Here is a 20,980-nt window from a genome sequence, read left to right as displayed (position 1 = left end):
ATTTTTAGTCAAATCTAGACAAATCCAGATATCCAGTTAGGGGTTAGCCAAAGCATCACTTTCTGGCTTCTGTTGCCTTTGTTGGGTGGCTGTTTTTGGCTGACAATCACATCATATCACATCATGATGTGATTTTAGATGATAAGATCGTATGTGATCGGACAAGAGAGCATATCATGATGTCAGGTGAGCAAACGAGTTCTGACTTAATGAGCAAAAAGTTAAATGCAATTATTCCAGATGAAACTTGGGAGGCGCTAGAGCAAATTGCTAATGGAGAGATGAGGACTAAAAGCCAGATGGCAGCTATTCTGCTTGGTGAAGCGATCGCGGCTAGACGTGCTAAAAAATCAGAATCTCAGAAGCAGGAAAAACCAGAGGCATGAGGTTTTTAACTTCCGTGTCCTACTAACACTGGATAAAGAGTCTAATAAATTGCTATTGATTCAAAAATACAGTGTCAAGTATTAGTATCAGTAAAGTTCGTGCTAATTTCACATTATTAATTTTGAGTTCGCCAATGTTAGCCGTGAAAGACCCACCTACCGATTTTCAACTCCCACTGCATAACGAAGCAGCATTAAAGTGGATTAGGGAGACGAAAGATTACCTATCCACTGTTGCTCTAGCAGTTGGTGGTGCTGCGCTGGTATCTGGCAGCTTCATTAATCCGGCTGCCTGGGCTGCTTTTGCATTGGCTTACAAACCGTTGGTGATCACTCAAAAACTTGCGCGGTTGGAAAAATTAACCGATCTACTTTTACAAGAGTTTAAAAGCGTTGATATAGAAATCTTTCCATTTCCGGGAGGAGAGAAAAACCCTATTGACTTGTTTATTAGATTTCCACGAACAACTCACCTGTTTATCTCCATTCGTTCGATAGGAGATAGGGAGGTAGTCTACAACGAAGCCAGGGAAGCTTTACAACTCAGAAAGAAGGATAAGAATGGTTTGACAACCTGGAAACCTTGTCCACTGCTTGAGTTGGCTGATTACGAAAAGTGGCTTAACAAAAACAGAGACTTGTTCGCAATGTCATCCCGTGAAGCTACAAAAACCCCAACAGCAAAAGTTTTAGCCTTATGGCCTCCTACTAGAGCGGCTTCAAATCTCAATGAACATTTATATTCCTCCGTGGGAAGCATGAGAATTCTGGCTCTCAGGAGAAAAGGCACTATGTTTGTGATTCAAGAGGAGGAAGTAATCGAGTTTGTTAGGGCTTGGTTAGCCCAATACAAATAGGCTAAAACTTGAAAACTCCGTTGTCCACACTGGACGAAGGAGTTTTCAAAATTGATTCCATTGGAATTGGGGGATTGGGTGTCACGCCTAATTAATATCCCTAATAGTAATCTTATCAAACCTTTTGGAGTGTTAAGCAATTGTAACACTGGCTACACAAAAAACGGCAACTCAGGAATTTTACCAGATTAAATTTCTGGAAGTTGTAGAAGATTACTTTCGGGATAGCTCCAATTCCTCCACTACACATACTGGAGGATTTGTAAAGTGTCACAAAAACAGCTATTTCATACCGATACTAGCAACAAGCTGCTATTCGCAACTATTGCGAACCCTTGCCCCCACTGCGGTAAACCAGACTGGTGCTACTCAATAGGAGAATTTACAGTCTGCGATCGCTTTCATCAGCCTAACTATGCACTGGCTCAACCGAAACAATCGCCAACTTATGTATTCAGCAATTGTCAAAAATTAAATAATGTTCTTCGAGGTATCGCGTAATGGTTGCACAATTCCCCAATCAACAGGCGTTCGCCTCCTTCGACATCCGAAATTTTCTTCATCAGCTAGAACCGTCCAAAGCTAAAGATAAGTTTATTTGTCCAGTTTGTGGCGGGAATGACTTATCTATTGTCCCAGAAACCGGGAAGTACAGATGCTTTAACGGCTGTGAGTGTAAACACGTCAGAGAGGCGATTAAACCCTGGGCTGAAGTGGTGGCAGAAAGGGCAGGGGCTAATTACACGGCTTCCCCAAAAGCGAGAATACCCAAGCCCAAGAGCATCTTGCCCAAAAGTGCGCCAATTCAAGATGGTGAATTAGGTTTGGTGATGTTGACGGATACTGCAACAGATATTCCCCAACCGAAAAAATTAACGAGTAGACCACCAAAAGATGTTGAGGGCAGTGCCACCGAAACAATTTATCCTTACTCAGAGTCGCAATGGGTGGTTCGCTACCAGTGGCCAGATGCCAATAAGGAGAAAGGTTACAGCAAGACCTTTCGGCAATGGCATAGGCTTGCAGATGGCACACCCCAAATGAAAAAAGGCGATAAGCCTTGGGGAGCATATCGCATTGATGAAGCTCTAGCTGCTGCTAAATCTGTGACAGGAACCCCGGCACTACTCCAGCATGAAGGCGAGGGATGCGTAGAAGTTGGTCGGGAGCATGGTCTTGCTGGAATTACGTTTCAGGGCAGTGGATGGGATAAAAAGACTATCACGCCCGAATATCAACGCGCAATTGAAGCAGGCATAGGATTAATCGTTTTTCTGCATGACCCCGATGACACTGGCTTGAAAAAACTCCAGACCTGCCAGGACTGTGCAGCCGAGGTTGGGATTGGATTTATTGGAATTAACCCTCACGACATCTGCCCCGATTTACCATATAAATCAAGTGACATCAAAGAAATCTTGGGGCAGATGGAAACACCAGAATTTATCCGTCGGTTAGAGCAGGAGATTCACGCAGCTGTAGCAGAGCGATCGCAACAGGTAGAATCTGAAAGTATTGAAAAAGAAGTTACGGATTTATCTAATTCCAAAATAGATATTGATCCAGCAGACCCAGAGGCATTTTACTTGCCTGTATGCACTGCCATGAATTTACCCTACTCTAACTGCGTGACGGCGGGTACTTTTGATGGCTGGGCTTACCGAAAAATCTTTCCTCAAACTGAATGGATGGTACTGAATTCATCCTTTTACAAGTGGTCACAAGAGAATAAGCAATGGCAACACCAAGATGATAATAAAGCTTACAAGCTCCTCGCTGACGCTGGAGAATCTGCTTACAAGCTCTCTTACACAAAAACATTTGGTTGGAGAATAACCAAGCCTTACGAAACTAACGCACACAAGGAATCTGCCTTTAAATATTGCCGCAGTCGCTTAGAACCAGCAGAAGCACTGCCAACCAATACTCATTTATTAGGGTTTAACAATTGTGTTGTTGATTTGCGAACTGGTGAACAAATGCCTCATCGCAAAGATTTTTACCTCACTAATATCATTCCCCACGATTACGAGGCCAACAAACCATGCCCAGAAGTTTTTCTCAAATTTCTAAATGAAAGCTTTGGATCAGAATTGGTTGAAGTGATTCGGGCATTCACGAGTATGTTTTTAGACCCAACTGCCCCCTATGGTCGATTTCCCCACTTAATTGGCTTAAGTGGTGGGGGCAAGGGGACGCTAGGACGGTTTTGGAGTAGTTTATTTGGCGAATCCGGCTCTAGTAGCGCTTCACAATTTGCGGATATTTCTACACCTGAAGGACGGCATCAATATTTAAGTGGAAAGCGGATATTTGGATTCCCTGACGTTGGAGGTTATGCCGAAGGAGTCCGAGCTTTTTACGAATTAGTTGACAATGGGGCAATGAGCGGACGCGCTTTATTCAACCCAGTAGCTTATTCAATCCAGTGGTACATTCGGTTTTGGGTTGCCTCTGTAAGTCATCTACAGATCGAAAATGCTGGCGACGGCTGGATGCGTCGAGCTTACCCAATTCCAGTAAAAAACCGAGATGTCACTCCTGACCCAACCTTGTGGTTGAAGCTACAAGAGGTGAAGTCGGACATAATTTCTTGGGCTTTAGCAATGCCACGAGCAGAACGCGATCGCATTTTGTTATCGCCTCCAAGTTCGGAACGAGCGAAGAATCTGGCGCTAGAGGCATCTTTGTACGGGGACTCGACCAAATCCTTTGTAGACTTGTGCTTACGCCCCTCATCGACACCAACATTTATCCCACAAAGTCGTTTACACAGTTGGTATGTACTTTACTGCCGGGAACATGGTTATGCTCCTTTGGGGATGTCCAAATTTATTAGCCATTTAAAAACAGTCTTGCCCCAAAACTTCAAGGAACGTAGCTGGACACCCACGGTCAACGGAAAGCGTGAAAGAATTCAGTCCCACTTTGCATTCATTGAACCACTGGCTGGGGTCTTTGAGATGAAAGTACCGGAGGGGCCACCGGATTCTTCACAATCCAGGGCGGAATTTTGGTATTGCTTTAAAGATAAATGCCTTGAAGGGGGAATAGAAGAATTTTATGAGTTTTTTCACCCGACCAAAACCCCAGAACCCTTACACAGCTTACCTGTCCACCCTGTCCACCCACTAAATACTCCTCGATTTGACCCTGGACAGCCTGAAAGCCTTACACAGCAGGGCTGTCCACCCTGTCCAATTGTCCACCCCCAAGAATTAGCATTGCAAAAAAAAGATGAAGAAAATTTTGATTGTGGAGTTAATCAATTCGTTGATGTAATTGATAACCCTTCAGTCCCCCTAGACTTTGTGTCCAACCTGGACAGCCCTACTGTGACTGGGTTTGAGGCTGTCCAAGAAGTAAATCTTGCCGAAAACGGGGTGGACAGCCAGTCCAGGGCTGCTGTAACTGGGTTTTCTCCTCGACAAGATAGTGAATTGATAAATACACGAGAAAGCGAATTATCTTGCCCGGAATTGAAAGTTGGGGATAAAATTGAGTTTTTCAACGACAGTGTTCGCAAGTGGCAAGTCGGAATCATTAAGAGCGTTCAACTAATGGATACATATTTTTGTAGCGCAACAATTGACTATCGAGGCTTTAAAGGTAAAGTATGTCAATTAGAAATCTTCAGGAGTGATTGGATCAAATTGAGGTAAAAACAATCCAGCGCGACGGCGCGAAGGTTTCGGTCGTGGTGGAACAGTTCATGGGCCCGCAACCGCCAACCGTGTTGAACATGAAGCTTGGCGCGGTACTCTAGTGCGATTGCCGTTCTTGTAGCGCGATCGTTTGTAAGAAGGAAAGGGCGATCGTGGGGTGTCCCAGCATCCGCGCTAATGCCGATAACCTTTTTGCTAGATGACACGGTGCGATCGCTCCCACCATCGCCAACGTTTCTAACTCAAATTTCCGCTTTTGCAGTTCCTTGTCAGCATTGAAGCGCTTTTTGGCTTCTACCCTACAGCAATACATTTATCAAGATATTCAATCCAAGCACTATTCTCAGGATTTGACTCACCTATCAAAATTTGTTCATAAATTTCTAAACTTTCTTGCGGGACTGTGGCTACCTCCGGCTCCATCAAAATTAATTCTGGATTGAAGGAATCCAAGTCTAAAATCCCAGTCATTGATGAACCAGATGGATCTATTCCTAACTGGGAGCAAGCTGATCAAAAGCATCCATATTAGAAAATTTTCGTCGCTATTTTCTTGGTATCAAAACAAATCAGCATAGCCAAATTGAGAGTATGTCATTTCTGTGGCAATTCTCAGTCAAAATAACATAAAACTCATGGCAATATGGGGCAACTAGTAGTCATTTTCCAGTCACTTCTTACCGCTTCCTGGAAGTTCCTGGAACCGATTTTTATGATAAAAGTATGTTAACTCATGGAGTATATATGGCATACGTGCGGCACTTTCACGGCATCATAACCTAACTTTAATTTTAATTTCTGACGCACAGTACGCCATCTTTGGCGGAAAGTTTTTTTGAGCGAAAAGTGATGATTTCAGTAAATTTCAAATCACTTGAATCAAAAAAAACTACTAAACAACTACATTAGTGCTACAAAAGGGAGTGTACAGTCACTACTAGGATGCTGACAAATAAATACTCAAATCCAGATCAAAATTGCGCTGTTGCTTTAGTGGAGCAAGACTAGCGACTGCGAACCGATATGCTCCCTTTGACCTCAGTCATAGGGATCACTCACAAGAATGCCGCCAGTCATGTAGACACTCGATAGACAATTAAGATTGAATTAGACAGCGATTTCAAACAAAAACAATAATCATGGCATCTGCCGAATTTACCTTTAATGAGTCAACTCAAGTAGTACCGACACTTGAAACCCCATCGGATGAGGAGGAAGTAAATGTTGATACGTCTGTCTTCAAAAACAGATATTGAATCGATAGCAGCAATATTTCAAGCTGTTGGGGTAATTACTGGGTCGCTACAAATAATGTGCGATCGCGAATTGTCTCATAGCCTGACTTAGATTCACCTTGCTCTAGAGAGGTGGCGAATTTCCCCAATCGCTTGTCTACCTCTTGCCAAAAAGAAGCGATCACCGATCATTTCCTTTTGGGTTCATCTAACAAAATCGCATTGCTCCCATATCTGAAGGGGAAAATACGTTAATATACCTAGTAAAAAGGTAAATTTATTAAATAAATCTCATAAATTAATGGATATTGCTTTACTGGTTAAAGTTTTAGCACCATGCCTGCCATTTCTAATGAGTGTAGGAAATAAGGCAGTGGAAGGAGCATCTCAGAAAGTAGGTGAGGATGTTTGGAACAAGGCGAAAGCTATCTGGGAAAAACTACATCTTAAAGTAGAGGCGAAGGAAGCTGCAAAAGAAGCTGCGACTGATGTAGCGAAGAATCCTGAAAATGAAGATTTACAAACAGCCTTGCGAGTGCAGTTAAAAAAAATTCTGGAGAGTGATTCGGCATTGGTGGTGGAAATTACAAAGATTTTAGAAAAATCTGCAATAGAACCTAGTACTGTTAGTATTACCCAATCCGTCACAGGTAGTGATAACCAAGCGATTGGACAGATGCAGGGTAATGCTAAGGCAATAGGTCAGGTGCACGGAAATGCGAACATGTAAGCAGGAACTCCCCTAGTATGCCAAATCGCATCTTACGTCTATTTAAGTTCTGGCTAAAGCGATTCCTCAATAAATTAAATATTTTTATTTTCACAACACAAAATCAGCAAAGCTATTCCAAACAAATGCTGGTCGAAACAGTTCCTAGTAGTTCGGCTGATCCAACGCTGCAACTACAGCAACACCAAACAGAAACTCAGATTCAGCAGACTGTTAGGGGTGGTGGAAACCAAACTATCGGGCGGATGAGTGGTGGTCATGCATTCAGTAGGGTTGAAGGGAATGTATATATAGGTTCTAAGCCTCATAAAACTGTTGTTCCCTTCCAAGTACGTTCTTTACCCAGTTCCTACGTCAAACGCCCTAAAGCACTAGAAATAGTCAAAGACCTTTTGCTTACTAAAGAGACCAATATATTAGCTACTCTGGTCGTCAGTGCTGTATACGGTTTAGGTGGCATTGGTAAAACCATACTAGCTACTGCCATAGCTCACGATCCAGAAGTAAAAGCTCGTTTTCCTGATGGCGTACTGTGGGCAGATTTAGGTCAACAACCTGACTTGCTGTCATGCCTGAGTAACTGGATTCAGGCACTAGGAGATTACGACTACAAAACTACAACCACAGAAGCAGCGTCAAGACATTTGGGAACACTACTGTATGACAAAAAGACATTGCTGGTTGTAGACGATGCCTGGAATTGTGACCATGTGGAACTGTTCCGTGTCGGTGGTACAGGCTGCCAAGTGTTGGTTACAACTCGCGAAGCCAGAATTCCAGAGGCAGTGCGCTACGATTTGGATGTGATGACACCAGAGCAATCTTTGGAACTACTTAGTAGGTTTAAAAACTTACGCACTGAAGAAGAGAAACAGCAGGCACAGTATCTTGCTAAAGAAGTTGGTTACTTGCCTTTGGCTTTGGAATTGGCAGCAGCTCAAGTAGCTGAGGGGGTACTATGGGAAGAATTATTGGCAGATTTGAGGGCTGAGGTAGCTCGGCTGGAAGCCCTTGATTTACCTATAGCAGAAAGTGTGAGTAGTGAAGAGAAACGAAAACATTATAGTCTTCGTGCTTCTTTTAATCTCAGTCTGCGACGATTGTCTTTTAAGCAGCTTTGCCAGTTTGCATGGCTAGGAATCTTACCCGAGGATGTCTCTATTACCCAGGCAATGGCGGTAACACTTTGGGAAGTTACTCTACGAGAAGCAGGTGAAATTTTACGTATCTTTCGGTCAAAGGCACTATTATCGCTGGGATCGCAGCATCACAATCAGCAGCAGACTTACCGCATACATGATTTGATGCACGATATGGCAAAGTGGTTGCTGACCACTGACACACAGGCACAGGATTTGCCAGGGGTAGGACTAACTATACCATCTGCTCACGCCTTATTATTAGAAAGTTATAAAGCCAAAACGCTAAATGGACTTTGGCATACTTTGGCGGATGATGGCTATATTCATGCTCATCTGACTTGGCATTTTCAGCAGGCGAACCAACTTAGTGAATTGCATCAGCTTTTTCGAGAGGAAACAGAGGCAGGACGAAATGGTTGGTATGAAGCTTGCGAACGCTTGGGACAAACTGCCAATTTTGTTACTGATGTTGCGCGTGCTTGGCAATTGGCAGAGGTAAGTTGGACTGATAGTGATGCAACACTGTCCCAAGTTATTGGCTTGCAGTGCCGCTATGCTTTAATTACAACGTCATTAAATAGTCTAGCTGCCAACCTACCAGAATATTTGCTGATTGGACTGGTCACAAAAGGAGTGTGGATGCCGGAACAAGGACTGGTTTATGCAAGGCAGATTCCAGACCAGCAGAGGCAAATATACTCACTTATAAATATAGCTGAACATCTACCACCGTTTCTAAGAGCGCAGGCATTGCAATCAGCTTTGGCTGCCATTCACTCCATTGCCAATAAAGAATATCGTGCCAATGCCCTAAGAATCTTAGCAGGCAAAATGCCAGAGGTGTTGCCAGAAGCGCTGGCTGCCATTTCCTCCATTGCCAATGAAGAATATCGTGCCAATGCCCTAAGAATCTTAGCAGGCAAAATGCCAGAGGTGTTGCCAGAAGCGCTGGCTGCTGCTTGTTCTATTACAAATGAGAGGTATCGTGCTCAAACTCTAAGTGCCTTAGCAAGTGAGTTATCGGAGGTGTTAATGCCGGAAGCATTAGCTGCCGCTTGCTCCATTGCAGATGAGTTTTCTCGTAGCCAAGCTCTGAGTGCCTTAGCCCGCGTACTGCCAGAGGCGTTAATGCCGGAAGCTTTGATTACCGCTTGCTCCATTACAAATGAAGAATATCGTGCCAATGCCCTGAGTGCCTTAGCCCGCGTACTGCCAGAAGCATTAATACCGAAAGCTTTGATTACCGCTCGCTCCATTAAGAATAAGTTGTATCGTGCCAATGCCCTGAGTGCCTTAGCCTACAAACAGCCAAAGGCGTTGCTGGAAGCACTGGATGTCACTCGCTCCATTGTGGATATAGAGCAGCGCGGTAAAGCCTTGAGTAAGCTAATCGGCAAATTGCCTAAGGCGTTAATATGGGAAACACTGACCACTGCTCGCTCCATTGCAAATGAAGAATATCGCGCTCAAGCTCTGAGTGCCTTAGCGAATAAACTGCCAGAGGCGTTAATGCCAGAAGCATTGACTGTTGCTCATTCTATTAGGGATGAGAAGTATCGCGCTCAAGCTCTGAGTGCCTTAGCTCACAAACTGCCAGAGGCGTTAATGCCAGAAGCATTGACTGTCGCTCATTCTATTAGGGATGAGAAGTATCGCGCTCAAGCTCTGAGTGCTTTAGCGAATAAACTACCAGAGGCGTTAATGCCAGAAGCATTGACTGTTGCTCATTCTATTAGGGATGAGAAGTATCGCGCTCAAGCTCTGAGTGCTTTAGCGAATAAACTACCAGAGGCGTTAATGCCAGAAGCATTGACTGTTGCTCATTCTATTAGGGATGAGAAGTATCGCGCCTCAAGCTCTGAGTGCCTTAGCTCACAAACTGCCAGCTGAATTGTTGTTAAAAACTCTCTCTACTGCTCGGGCTATTCTAGATCAAGAGTATTGCCTCAAAGCCCTAAATGCTCTAGGGGACAAACTACCAGAGGAATTAATACCGGGAGCTTTGATTGCCGCTCAGTTGATTGAATTAGAGAAATATCGCGCCCAAGCTCTGAGTGCTTTAGCAAACAAACTGCCAGAGACGTTAATGCCAGAAGCATTGACTGCCGCTCAGTTGATTGAATTAGAGAAGTACCGCGCCCAAGTTCTGAGTGCTTTAGCGAATAAACTACCAGAGGCATTAATACCGGAAGCTTTGATTACCGCTCGCTCCATTGTGGATAACAGGTATCGCGTTCAAGTTCTTAATGCTTTAGCCGATAAACTGCCAGAATTATTAACAGAAGCACTGGCTGCCGCCCAGGCAATTGAACTTGAGAGTGATCGTGTCCAAGCCTTAATTCTTTTAGCCGATAAACTGCCAGAGTTATTAACAGAAGCACTTGCTACTGCCAGGAAAATTCAGGATGAAAAGTCTCGTGCCGAAGCCTTGAGTGCCCTAGCTCACAAACTACCAGAAGTATTATCGGAAGCCTTTACTGCTGCTTGTTCTATTGCTACTGAGAGGTATCGCGCCGAAGCTCTGAGCGCCTTGGTAGATAAACTACCACCACAGTTGTTATCAGATACTCTCACGACTGCTAGGGATTTTCAGGATAATTTATCTCGCGCCAAAGTCTTAAGTGCATTAGCCGACAGGCTGCCAGAACTTTTACCGGAAGCACTAGCAGCAGCTCGCTCAATTGCAGATGAGCCATCTCGCGCCCAAGCCTTAAGTGTGTTAGCCGACAGGCTGCCAGAACTTTTACCAGAAGCCCTTAACATTATTAGGGAAATTGCGAATGAAAAATATTGTACTGATGCATTGAGTAGTTTAGCTCTTGTTTTAGCAAGGATGCCAGTGAATAAACTTTTTACCTTATTGCCAAATATACTTCACAAGCTATCTTTCCGCACGCGCCGTGACTTGTTGCAAGACCTGGCAGCACTGATTCCAATTATCTTCGCTTTAGGTGGTTCAGCAACAATAGATGAAGTTGCTCTTGCTATTTGTGACGTTGTTAAATGGTGGCGATAAAGATCAGAGCCGAGATAGGCGTAATTTTCGGCAATATGGTCTGAAAAGGTTTACTATAATCGGAGTATTTTTGATTATGAAATAGGAAATAATGAAGGAGCAATTATAGATTATAATCAGGCACTAATTATTAATCTTCATCTTCCTCCTACAACATAGTTTCAAAGAATTAACTTTAATTCTAAACCTCCCATATAGGTTCAAAAATACTTCATAGAGCGATGAAAGGAGGTTAATTAGGTATCTAAACTTTGTAGGCTGTAGATTACATGGTCTAGGGGCTAAATAAGTAATCGTACAGATAGTTACTCTAAGGCTGTAACCCTTACTGGATAAGCATTATGTCAATCGATTTTTTTGTAATTCTCAATGTACCAAATAGCTTATAGGCTATTTGGTGCAGCAATTTAATATCTCAAACCTTCCTTCAATATATTTTCATGCTCACAGCCTAAATTAAGTAAAAAACCTTTTATCTGCTACAATTATTACTAAAACTTCTACATCATAAAAAATATTTAAAGACTCAAATCATCTTCTCTTTGCTGCTGTTGCTGTTGCCTTAACTGCCGTCCATAATCGAGTAGCTGCTGATTCCAATCATGTGCCTGAGATTTTTTGATTTGGGACTGTGGCAGAAGTTCTAATACACACTGTGCCACCGCATCAGTACTTTTATCGTTACCAAACGCCACCACTACATTATTGATATCTCGCAATCGCTCAAGAGGTAAGCTCTTGATGTCATCAATAGCCATATAGAGTGTTCGTTCGGGTGGAACATCGCCCCTGATAAGATATTCCAGCATGGCTCTTGAAATAGCATCAATGGGAGACTTACATAGAATCGCTGTTGAGGTTTTATCATTAGCCTTACCCCCCAAGTGGAAGTAAAACCAGCTATCACGGCGTTTGGTTCCTTTAGAGTACCCCAAAAAGCTGTTGTTCTCGCCCCTAGTTCCCCGTAAGAATGCACCGTTACGTTGACCTTGTTGATTTCGCATGACAAAAACAGCATTTTGTTGCTGATCAGCGTAAACTAGCCCCTGGTTATGAAGCATTTGAATACAGTCAGAGCGGATGCCCCGAAATTGATTGAGGTAATGTTCAACGGCAGACCAATTGTTTCTATCCTCAACTGGTAGCTGAAACGGGGTTCGTGGTTCTAACTGGATAATCTCAGCAGCCACTGTTTTAGTTTTTGCGATCGCTGCTCGTTCTGCCCCTGCTTCCCCAAATCGCTCATGTAACCAGACGACCGCCTGCCGTAGATTGCAATTGTTAACGTGCATCACCAAGTCAATTGCACCACCTGATCCCTTTTGCTGATCGGGGGCAAAGTCGTAGAATTTGGGCCCATCTATATTAATGATGTGTCCGTGACCCTTCCATTTTCCTTCCTCGTGGTGTAGCCCCAACTCCCAGGCGACATCCTCTAAGGCCAAGTCGCGCAGTTGTTGGGTTTTCAATTCCAGCGATCGCACAATTTCTTCTAGCCGTTGTCGTTCCTTCTCGCTGGCTCTTGCCCGTTGTTCTGCACGGGATAGTCGCTCTTGCATGAAAGCCCGGTCAGCGAGTTGGTGGTTAATCGCTTGAAAGTGTTCATCAGACTGAATCCTGGCTACATAACTCCTAGCTGATTCAAACGGTGTCGGTGCTAATTGGTTATTTGACCAGATGGCTGTCAACGGTTCACTGTTAACCGCTTGGTAATATTCCTTTACTTTGGTGTGGGTTGCCTTACTGCCCTTGACCCCCCGTTCAATGCCCAAAGGAGCGAGTGCAGCAGCATAACTATCTTGGAGTTTGGATAACTTAATCCTTCCCTGCCCACCTCTACCGCCAAACATCGCATCATGACTGACTCTCCTGGTTTTTTCATTCAGTGGCACGATGTAAGCGTGAATGTGTGGGGTACTTTCATCTAGGTGAAGTTCTGCCCTGACGCACTTTGACCCATAGTTTTGAGCCAGCCAGTCACGAGATGCGATCGCCCACTGCTGCATCAGTGAATCAGACCACTGCCCCGACAGAGATGGATCACCAGGACGGAAATATTCAGGTGATGTCGAGAGAAACATCTCGGTGCATAACACCGCATCATGCCGAGGGCGATGCTTGAGCGTAGAGATTTTTTCTTTAACTATCTCTTCGAGTGCGCGTTCGTCTTCTCCCCCAATCAACCGGACATTCTCTCTAGTTGGATCTGCGTTGGGTGTTTCTCTGTTTCTGGTAACATGGTCATCACTTCCCGCAACGTTGCCGAATGTTTTTAGTTTCTCAATTCTGAGAATTGTTAGTGGCGACATAAAAGTTTTATGCTACAAATGCAGTGCGTTGTAGTACTCAAAAACCCTCCAAGCGAACGGCGGTTTCATGTCATGAGCGCAGCGAGAGATGGCGCAGCCACCCGTAGGGCATGAAACCATAGTGAGTATGGTAACAACTTGGTACACCCTGCCGAAAATTTTTGGTGGTAGTCCCCTCCAACCGACGAAAACCTTGCTGTGTAAGCTTTGCAGGCAGATTTGGCGCAATAAATCGGTTTTCTCCCCTAATACCACTAAAAAACTCATTTATACCACTATAATACTCGTTATTATTTTCCGGGCTGGAATTTTTAGCAATTTTTTGCACCTCTTTTAAACTCATTAACACCACTATAATGCTCATTAACACCACTATAAACCTCAAAAACATACTGGTGTTTTGTGCTACGATAATCCGTCTATTACTTAGGAGACACATGAGCGCACCACGCTACAAAGATGTTGAGTTGCCGAGAATAAAACGCAAATCTAATTCTTGGGAGGGCAAGGTCATTGAATATTTGTTGAACCATCCCTCTAATAAAGCCGCGACTGAATTTTCAATGGAAGCTCTAACTGCTTTTTGGTTGCCTGAAGCGTTAGAAGGTAAAGTCACAAATGATGAGTTAGTCAAAGCTTGTTGGTCTGCGATTGAGAAACTAGAGGGAAAACTTGCCACCATTAGAAGGATTGGAGCGATAGAAAAATTACCTTCATCCGACACAACACTTTTTAGTACTTCTCCTGAAACTGTGAATCCCACTAAAAATAATGAAAACTTGAATTCACAGCAAATCCGGGTGTCCACCTCGGATGACGATGACCAAACCTTAGATGAAGACACTGACGATTTGATGGAACTAGAACTGTCACCGGAAATGAAACAGATCAACAAGCTGTTTGGTGTCGAGTAGTAGTTGAGAAAAAGCTCATTTCTTCAATTGCCAAGGCATTTCCTCAAACACCCCTCTTATACCATTTCACGAAAAATCTGATACAGATGTAACCCCTGAAAGCTTTGCTGCATCTAAGTTTTTTAATTGCGAATGGGCGAAAAAGCGAATTGTGAATTGTGAATTGGTATTACCCCCCGTAATACGTTTGTGAAAAGAGGGGTGAATTCATCGGTGGCTTTTGTCGTGATTGTGTAGTTTTTCAGTAGTATTTGTTGATGACTGTTGCTTCGGCTTCTGCTTTTCAATTTTGACCCTCAAAAACTTTCCGCCAAATATGGCGTACTGTGCGTCAGAAAAAGATGGATTACAGAGCTTAAAAGCTTTTAAGCGATTTTCTCAATAATTGACCAATTATTGGGAAATAATGGGAGACTTCTAACAAGTCTTGGGAACTGTTCGGATTTATTGGGAATTTTTGAGCTAATGAGAATTTTGTGACTGGATGATGTAAAAGGTGTAAAAAGGTAAGAAAAAATTGGAGATTTGGGAGATGTTGGATAGATATTGGGAGATGTTGAATGTAGTTGGTAAGAATTGGGAATTTGGAGGTTTTATCTTAGATTCACGAATTTAGTCAAATCAATAAACTAGTGCCAAAACTGTAATATTTCTTGATAAATGTGTCAATAATCACGGTTTGGGCGGTTCATCTTGAGAGTAATTATCAATTAGCTAGACAAAAAAAGGGTCAAAAACAGGGGTAAATTTTTTTTGTGGATTTTGTTTTTTTAATGTTGAGTCTTGGTTCTGTTTCAAGCCGAATGCTCAACGTTTACTTTGAAAGTGATCAACTACGATAGCCAAGCGATCGCGCATCTTGTGGTCAACCTAATCCAAGATAAAATCAGGAGCGGGAAAAATGAAATTGATGATGAGCTAGGGGTAAGGTATGGAAGCCAAAAGCGAAGTGACAATAAAATTTAGCGGCTCACTGCCAACAGCTACACCAGCCGAGAATAAAAAAGTTGCAATCGAGTTGACTGATCAGAATGGTATAGTCTTTACTGCTCAAGTTAATGCCAAAAGTTGGCGCAAGGCTGAAACTAGCGCCTCGGAATTCGCAGACTGGGCTGGGGCTGTATCGGGCAAGCTTGGCCAACGAACTTCTAACGGTTTTGAGATCATTGACGCAGGAATTCAAATTTTCGAGAAAAAAGCAAAGGAAGTCAAACCAGATGTAGGGGTTGCTGTAGCTGATGCTGGCTCAAGTTAATATACGTGTCTCAAGCATTCATGTTCAATTTATGGAGAGCGTGGATGCTAAGGCAGTTGTTCATCTTTGGGTATAAGCTCCCATTAAAGATACTTAAGGCTTTTGGAGTAGATTGAAAGAAGAATATCTTAGTGGGAGCCGCAGTTTACAATCATAAAAGCAATTCAAAAAATTACAGATTTTAACTTTGTCCGCATGACAATTACGAACGATACACAGCAGTTATTAGTTAATAATCACCAGTTAAGACCGACAGAGCCACTAGAATATCGTGCAATTGGTCGGCTTTGGGGAAAGTATGTACCCAGTGAGTCGCTTATTTATCAAGGACAACTAATAACTGCTGACGGTGTAATGCTTGAGACAAACCTTGCTAAGAGAGCATCGAAATTAGTTCAACAATCTCAACTTGATTTATCACTTGAATACCTCTGGACTGTTTACCCCAGAACACCATTCAAAGATTCTCCGACTAAACTTCGGGTGACTTTGATAAATGTTCGCAACGAAAAAGAATATACCGACTCAGTAAAAAGCGAATTGCAGTTAGTAGCTGATAACTTTTCTGTACAAGGATTAGTTGTATATCAAGACTTAGAACAAGGGATAGTACTCGTTAAAATTCACCAAAAACCTCAGAGAGACTTTGAACCACCCAAAGATTTCCAACTAAGACTAATCGGATTTTTACCATCAAATTCGATTAAGAAATTCTGGAATTTTAATGTGCGACGTGTCGGGGCTAGCTTAGTAATTCAATCAGGGGAGTGCATTAAATTTCCCGGTCGTGAGCAATCTTCAACTGAAGATATCTCAACCAGCACAACTGAAGATACTACTGAGGGCTAATCCTACAGAAAAAGTGCAGTCATTTCCTGCTCAATTGCTGATTTAATCAACGTTTAAGAGTGCATTGCTGCCAATAAATTATTATGCCTAAACGTAAATCTCCTAAGACGAATAGTTCACTATCAAAAGAAGAAGCCACGCCAACCAAGCCAGCTATTTTACGTGTCGTCAAGCAAAAATCTACTGCCACAGACGATAATAATTCTGCACAAACTGACTCAGCATCAACTAGTGTACCAACAGAAAATCAACCAGTTGAGGCTGAGTTAGAAGTAAATAATAACCAGAGTCAAAGCATTGAAGTTTCAGAATTAAACAGTAGTCCTGTCCTGACTGATGATGCTATATCTCAAACAATAAAAGTAGATAATGAACAGTCAGATGTACCCCAAATCTTAGAGACAGCACTAGTTAATTCATCAGAATCAACTGCAAATATTGAAAATACCTCTGGTGAACATGAGCAATCAGAGATAGAAACAGAGCAACCGCAATTAGTGAAAAAACCAGCCTATAAAAAATTATCAACAGCAACTAATAGTTCAGGACAGACGTTTACTGTCAAAGAAAAAATTGAGGTAAGTACAGGTAACTTTGGTACACAAACGGTTTTTATTATATCCTTATATTCAGCACCAGATAGAAGTATTTGGGCTTATTACCATCCTGTAGATAAAAACCAAAGACAGCTATGGAAGCGGGGGTGCTGTCGGATTGAGGATTTGAAAAAGCTGCCAATGGGAGTAAATAGCGTTCTGATTGAGCAGTTGTAATGAAGTAATCTTGAAGATTTAGTGATCACTCAAGACATCAAGACTTGCTGATTGTAAGATGGTCATATATACAGAAAGCCTTATGCTGAACTACAATTAATCTCTTATGCCCTTTTGAGAAAATGAAGGACATCATTTACCCCACTAAATGGGGTTATTTTTTACTTATACTAATTAGTATAAGTAAACCAATTATTATTGAGAGATGTTAATTGAAGATATTGACCTGTCTACCCTGCCATCAGTTTACTTATTAGAAAAAGAGCAGTTACCTAATTTGGCAGCTATTTACTTTGTATGTGATAGCAAAGGTCAGGTTCTTTACATTGGAAGAACGCAATTCATTAAGCTCTTTACTACAAACCTGATTTCAGTAGAGGAAACAGTTAATCCCACCAAGCATATAACTGTTGAGAATTAATCTCTAATTCATCGCAACCCCACACAAATTTTACAAATTCACCTGCAAAGTCTAAGTCTTTCACCCCTTTAACTGTAATTGCATCAATCACCAAATTCGGGCCGTCTGTATCATTGATGACTACACCATCAAAAATCGCTGTCGCTTCTAATATTTTGCAACGTTGTCCAAATTCAATAAATGAACCGACTGATGGAGCAGCATTAAAATGAGTATCTAGTGTAGTATAGCCTGATTGAATAACTTGCTCTAATGATTCTAAAGATAAACTCTGAAATTTGACCGCGTTGGGAGTATATTCAGTAATTGAGTTCCCTAAAATTTCTTCAAGACGTTGAACCATATATTTATATTCATATTAAATAAATTTTCAGTATAAGCATATTCCTTAGTCTAGTAGATGCAGATGGTAACGAACTAGAGGAATACAAGGTAAGTTTACCAAGTTAGCTAAGACCAGAGATATTTACAAAGACTTCAATGGTAAACCTATTATTTTTAAGAATTAATTATGGCTAGAGATTTCATTAAGCTAACTGATTTACTTAATCAATCATAATTAATTTTAAAGCAAATCAAACAGCATCCCGACTACAAAAAGGTAAAATATTCACCAGATTTTACAGTTGCAGACGCGATTGCAGCTTTAGAATAACTACGAACAGAGATACAATAATGAAACCAGGGTACATTTATTTAATTCATAGTGTAGGCACATATAGATACAAAATAGGGCTAACTGTAGCACCACGGACACCAGAGGAAAGATTAAAAGAACTGAATAGCCGTCAAAGTCCCTACCCGTTGAAACTCATTCATTATGTGTTTGTTACTGACGTTTACAAAGTAGAGAAAGAGATTCATCAAGCTTGTAAGTCATTTAATGTTTATAGGGAGTGGTTTGAATTTACAAAGAACGCATATTTGCAACAAGTTATTCAGTTAATGGAGCGTAGTAATGTAGCGCCAATACCAAATAATTATCAGGATTACGGTCAACATCAGAAAAAACTAAATGTTTCTTTGCCTATAATTCCTAGAGATATTGAACGTGCAAGTCAAGAGAGAGAGGAAATCCCAAAATATTTAATATCCAGACGATATGAACCTCACAATCGGTTGAGACAAGGCATAGTCGGGGAGAAAAACAAGAAGAAGAAAATTAAGAAAAGGGAACCCACTGTTTTAGGTAAAGTTTTCAATAATAATTTTTTATTTTTAGTAGCAATAGTCATTTGTATTATTTTATTTTTATATGTTGTGAGTAGATTGATTTAAAAGTGCGTGAATGGGATGATACAGCAAGGGTTTGAAGCCCTTAAATTTCAGAAACTTCAATTGATACAGTTTTATCCCTAAGTTAAATTTTTCGTTTCAACTCTTAGTAGCGGTTACGTCCACCGCCCCCACCGTACCCTCCCCGGTTCCCACCAGACGAACCTCTGTCTTCTCTGGGTTTAGCCTTATTCACTTTCAGGTCACGACCCATCCACTCAGCACCATCAAGACCCTCAATGGCAGCTGCTTCTTCTGCATCTGTTCCCATTTCTACAAATCCGAAACCGCGTAGTTGTCCTGTTTCGCGGTCAGTAGGTAGTTGAACACGCTTTACAGTCCCATATTCTGCAAAAATACCCTTAATATCATCTTCCTTAACTTCGTAAGAGAGGTTGCCTACATAAATTGACATTGATTATCTCCAAAAATATTAGTGTGTAGAGATTTAAATTTTGGAGAAAAGTCTGTAGATACCAAAAGGGGAAAGCCTGTCAATACTAACAACAAAAATACTCACCAAATTAACTCTCGTTTTCTAGGATGACATAGAAGCCAATTCTCTGCATCCAGTAAAAGGTTAATTAACCAGTGATGTAAGACTAGGTGCGATTGCCTTACTTAGCTACTCATCCATCTGGGTACCCAGATTTTTGACTTTTTCTAACGCCTCTACTACACCAACTTCATCAGCTAGTCGGATAAATGCACTGGCTAATTCTTCTAACAAGTCGCTCCTATCCACATATTCCCCCTCGTCTGCCAAGTCCATCAGCACTCGATTGATCTGCCTGCTCAATTTTTTAGGAATGCGAAAAGTGGTTTGGGTATAGTCGGGATTCTCACGCTTGGCTAATTTATCTTTATCCTTTAAGTGTTTAGATGACCGGGTTACTGGCTGTTGAGGTTGTTGGGTGGTTGAATTCTCAGGTAACTGGGTTTTTAGTTGTTCAGATAGCTGATTTTCTGGGTATCCAGGTGTTTGGGCAGTTGGGTTGTCAGATATTTGACTTTTCACCTGTTCAGGTAACTGGCTTAATGATTCTTCGGTTGGTTGAGTATCTAGCTGTTCAGATAGCTGATTTTCTGGGTATCCAGGTAGTTGGGTTGTCAAATTTTCAGGTGGTTGATTTTTCACCTCATTAAGTGGCTGGCTTAATGATTCTTCGATTAGTTGAGTATCTAGCTGTTCAGATGGCTGATTTTCTGGGTATCCAGGTAGTTGGGTATTTTCTTGGGCTGCCCCTAAGACCTCACTAAATCGGCTCACCCTTTTATTGCTTGAATCACTTCGTTTTTTATTTCCGTCCAATCCCGCCATGCTACTTTGCCCCCTCGAACCTTATAAACAGGAACTCCACTAGTCACCGCATCCTTATAAGCTTTGTAAAATCGAATCCCACGACTCAAAACAGGATAACCTTGTGTTAAGAGTGCTTCCATTGCTTCCTGTCCATCTCTTTGAGGCGGCGGCGGAATCATTGTAAGTAGGACTTTCCAGTTTGTATCTTGGGGCAAGGATTTTGCCATGAGTGCCATCGCATCCATGCTCAACAGGTCTGGTGGAGTTGGAACGATAAGTAGATCACAGCCCCTTGCTAAATCCTCCACTTCCACATCATTAGGGCGGGCAGGAGTGTCAAAAATTATAAATTCAAACTTCTGCTTACGCATCAACTTTGCTGCTTCCTTTTCTCCGCAGACCTGAAATGGTAGTCCCCCAGGTCTGGCCCAAGTGGTTGCTGAACGGTTCGGATCGGCATCAATAACTAAGGTTGCCCCATCATCACAAAACAGTGAGGCGAGGCAGATAGCTGAAGTTGTTTTCGACACTCCGCCCTTAAATGAGCTAAGAGAGATGATTGGCATAATCTCCCCTTATAAAAGATGGAAAAATCATATCGCACTTACACACATAAAATGTGGATGTATGAATATTTGGGTATCCAGGTATTTATGCAGCCTCAAATGAGAATCTGCGACTCAAGTAGAGTGTTGATGCATTGTTCAGCTTATTTTTCGGAAATGACCAAATAAGTCGGGGCGTGCAAGCCCCTAAATTTATTTATGGGGGTAAGCCGCAGGCGAATTTATTCGCCTTTCAAGTTTCGTTCTGATTTTGAATGTACATTTTAATAGTGTCTAAAGTCACA

General features: G+C 42.1%; 21 protein-coding genes. 12 read left to right on the top strand and 9 right to left on the bottom strand.

Annotated features, from left to right (window positions below):
- Positions 1 to 176 precede the first annotated feature (176 nt).
- The 4 genes from LC653_RS29840 (at position 177) to LC653_RS29825 (ending at position 4,905) form a co-directional block, all read left to right on the top strand.
- Positions 177 to 386, top strand: coding sequence for a ribbon-helix-helix domain-containing protein (locus tag LC653_RS29840; RefSeq protein ID WP_138505373.1), 210 nt, complete (start codon positions 177 to 179; stop codon positions 384 to 386).
- Positions 387 to 520: 134 nt separating this feature from the next.
- Positions 521 to 1,243 carry a hypothetical protein gene (locus LC653_RS29835; protein ID WP_229498295.1) on the top strand — a complete coding sequence of 241 codons (723 nt, stop codon included), beginning with the start codon at positions 521 to 523 and terminating at the stop codon, positions 1,241 to 1,243.
- A gap of 267 nt (positions 1,244 to 1,510) precedes the next feature.
- Complete coding sequence (locus tag LC653_RS29830; protein WP_229498258.1) at positions 1,511 to 1,744, top strand: hypothetical protein; 234 nt, start codon at positions 1,511 to 1,513, stop codon at positions 1,742 to 1,744.
- The gene (locus LC653_RS29825) at positions 1,744 to 4,905 is read left to right on the top strand and encodes a primase-like DNA-binding domain-containing protein (RefSeq protein WP_229498257.1); all 3,162 of its coding nucleotides are present in this window, start codon (positions 1,744 to 1,746) and stop codon (positions 4,903 to 4,905) included. Before LC653_RS29830 ends, LC653_RS29825 begins: the two co-directional genes overlap by 1 nt.
- A 100-nt stretch (positions 4,906 to 5,005) precedes the next feature.
- On the opposite strand, the gene LC653_RS29820 is transcribed toward LC653_RS29825, so the two are convergent.
- The 3 genes from LC653_RS29820 to LC653_RS46435 form a co-directional block, all read right to left on the bottom strand.
- Positions 5,006 to 5,221 carry a hypothetical protein gene (locus LC653_RS29820; RefSeq protein WP_229498256.1) on the bottom strand — a complete coding sequence of 72 codons (216 nt, stop codon included), beginning with the start codon at positions 5,219 to 5,221 and terminating at the stop codon, positions 5,006 to 5,008.
- Entirely contained in the window at positions 5,203 to 5,379 is a 177-nt protein-coding gene (locus LC653_RS29815; RefSeq protein ID WP_229498255.1) for a hypothetical protein, read from the bottom strand. The genes LC653_RS29820 and LC653_RS29815 overlap by 19 nt, the downstream gene beginning before the upstream one ends.
- Positions 5,380 to 6,199: 820 nt before the next feature.
- Complete coding sequence (locus tag LC653_RS46435; protein ID WP_267923234.1) at positions 6,200 to 6,328, bottom strand: hypothetical protein; 129 nt, start codon at positions 6,326 to 6,328, stop codon at positions 6,200 to 6,202.
- Positions 6,329 to 6,444: 116 nt separating this feature from the next.
- On the opposite strand from LC653_RS46435, the gene LC653_RS29810 reads away from it, so the two are divergent.
- Genes LC653_RS29810 through LC653_RS29800 form a run of 3 tightly spaced genes read left to right on the top strand, consistent with a single transcriptional unit; the run spans position 6,445 to position 11,031 of the window.
- The gene (locus LC653_RS29810) at positions 6,445 to 6,873 is read left to right on the top strand and encodes a hypothetical protein (RefSeq protein ID WP_229498254.1); all 429 of its coding nucleotides are present in this window, start codon (positions 6,445 to 6,447) and stop codon (positions 6,871 to 6,873) included.
- A 17-nt stretch (positions 6,874 to 6,890) separates the two neighbouring features.
- Positions 6,891 to 9,905, top strand: a complete 3,015-nt coding sequence (locus LC653_RS29805) for an NB-ARC domain-containing protein (RefSeq protein ID WP_229498253.1) — start codon at positions 6,891 to 6,893, stop codon at positions 9,903 to 9,905.
- Positions 9,832 to 11,031 carry a hypothetical protein gene (locus tag LC653_RS29800; RefSeq protein WP_229498252.1) on the top strand — a complete coding sequence of 400 codons (1,200 nt, stop codon included), beginning with the start codon at positions 9,832 to 9,834 and terminating at the stop codon, positions 11,029 to 11,031. Before LC653_RS29805 ends, LC653_RS29800 begins: the two co-directional genes overlap by 74 nt.
- A 518-nt stretch (positions 11,032 to 11,549) precedes the next feature.
- On the opposite strand, the gene mobV is transcribed toward LC653_RS29800, so the two are convergent.
- Both mobV and LC653_RS29790 read right to left on the bottom strand, forming a co-directional pair.
- A complete protein-coding gene (mobV, locus tag LC653_RS29795; RefSeq protein WP_229498251.1) occupies positions 11,550 to 13,340 on the bottom strand; it encodes a MobV family relaxase in 1,791 nt (596 codons plus the stop codon).
- Positions 13,341 to 13,410: 70 nt separating this feature from the next.
- Positions 13,411 to 13,683 (bottom strand): hypothetical protein, encoded by a 273-nt coding sequence (locus tag LC653_RS29790; protein WP_229498250.1) that lies wholly within the window; start codon positions 13,681 to 13,683, stop codon positions 13,411 to 13,413.
- A 94-nt stretch (positions 13,684 to 13,777) separates the two neighbouring features.
- Here LC653_RS29790 and LC653_RS29785 point away from each other — a divergent pair, with 94 nt between their 5' ends.
- The 4 genes from LC653_RS29785 to LC653_RS29770 all read left to right on the top strand — a co-directional run bounded on the left by LC653_RS29785 (position 13,778) and on the right by LC653_RS29770 (position 17,131).
- Positions 13,778 to 14,254 (top strand): hypothetical protein, encoded by a 477-nt coding sequence (locus LC653_RS29785; RefSeq protein ID WP_229498249.1) that lies wholly within the window; start codon positions 13,778 to 13,780, stop codon positions 14,252 to 14,254.
- Between the two features lie 931 nt (positions 14,255 to 15,185).
- Positions 15,186 to 15,509, top strand: a complete 324-nt coding sequence (locus LC653_RS29780) for a hypothetical protein (RefSeq protein ID WP_229498248.1) — start codon at positions 15,186 to 15,188, stop codon at positions 15,507 to 15,509.
- A 195-nt stretch (positions 15,510 to 15,704) separates the two neighbouring features.
- A complete protein-coding gene (patR, locus tag LC653_RS29775; RefSeq protein ID WP_229498247.1) occupies positions 15,705 to 16,358 on the top strand; it encodes a heterocyst master regulator PatR in 654 nt (217 codons plus the stop codon).
- A gap of 83 nt (positions 16,359 to 16,441) precedes the next feature.
- Positions 16,442 to 17,131, top strand: coding sequence for a hypothetical protein (locus LC653_RS29770; RefSeq protein ID WP_229498246.1), 690 nt, complete (start codon positions 16,442 to 16,444; stop codon positions 17,129 to 17,131).
- 386 nt (positions 17,132 to 17,517) lie between these two features.
- On the opposite strand, the gene LC653_RS29765 is transcribed toward LC653_RS29770, so the two are convergent.
- A complete protein-coding gene (locus tag LC653_RS29765; RefSeq protein WP_229498245.1) occupies positions 17,518 to 17,895 on the bottom strand; it encodes a hypothetical protein in 378 nt (125 codons plus the stop codon).
- Positions 17,896 to 18,227: 332 nt separating this feature from the next.
- Here LC653_RS29765 and LC653_RS29760 point away from each other — a divergent pair, with 332 nt between their 5' ends.
- Positions 18,228 to 18,830 (top strand): GIY-YIG nuclease family protein, encoded by a 603-nt coding sequence (locus LC653_RS29760; RefSeq protein WP_229498244.1) that lies wholly within the window; start codon positions 18,228 to 18,230, stop codon positions 18,828 to 18,830.
- Between the two features lie 103 nt (positions 18,831 to 18,933).
- Here the strand turns inward: LC653_RS29760 and rbp are convergent, their stop codons facing one another.
- The 3 genes from rbp to LC653_RS29745 form a co-directional block, all read right to left on the bottom strand.
- Positions 18,934 to 19,242: an RNA-binding regulator gene (gene rbp / locus LC653_RS29755; RefSeq protein WP_229498243.1), complete on the bottom strand. Its 309-nt coding sequence runs from the start codon at positions 19,240 to 19,242 to the stop codon at positions 18,934 to 18,936.
- 210 nt (positions 19,243 to 19,452) lie between these two features.
- Positions 19,453 to 20,097 carry a ribbon-helix-helix domain-containing protein gene (locus tag LC653_RS29750; protein WP_229498242.1) on the bottom strand — a complete coding sequence of 215 codons (645 nt, stop codon included), beginning with the start codon at positions 20,095 to 20,097 and terminating at the stop codon, positions 19,453 to 19,455.
- The gene (locus LC653_RS29745; RefSeq protein ID WP_229498241.1) at positions 20,094 to 20,696 is read right to left on the bottom strand and encodes a ParA family protein; all 603 of its coding nucleotides are present in this window, start codon (positions 20,694 to 20,696) and stop codon (positions 20,094 to 20,096) included. The genes LC653_RS29750 and LC653_RS29745 overlap by 4 nt, the downstream gene beginning before the upstream one ends.
- Positions 20,697 to 20,980: the final 284 nt, after the last annotated feature.

The sequence above is a fragment of the Nostoc mirabile CHAB5784 genome (genome assembly GCF_020829645.1).
Lineage (GTDB): Bacteria > Cyanobacteriota > Cyanobacteriia > Cyanobacteriales > Nostocaceae > Nostoc > Nostoc mirabile.
Note: the sequence above shows the minus strand (reverse complement) of the source record. Positions and strands in the feature narration are given on the sequence as shown.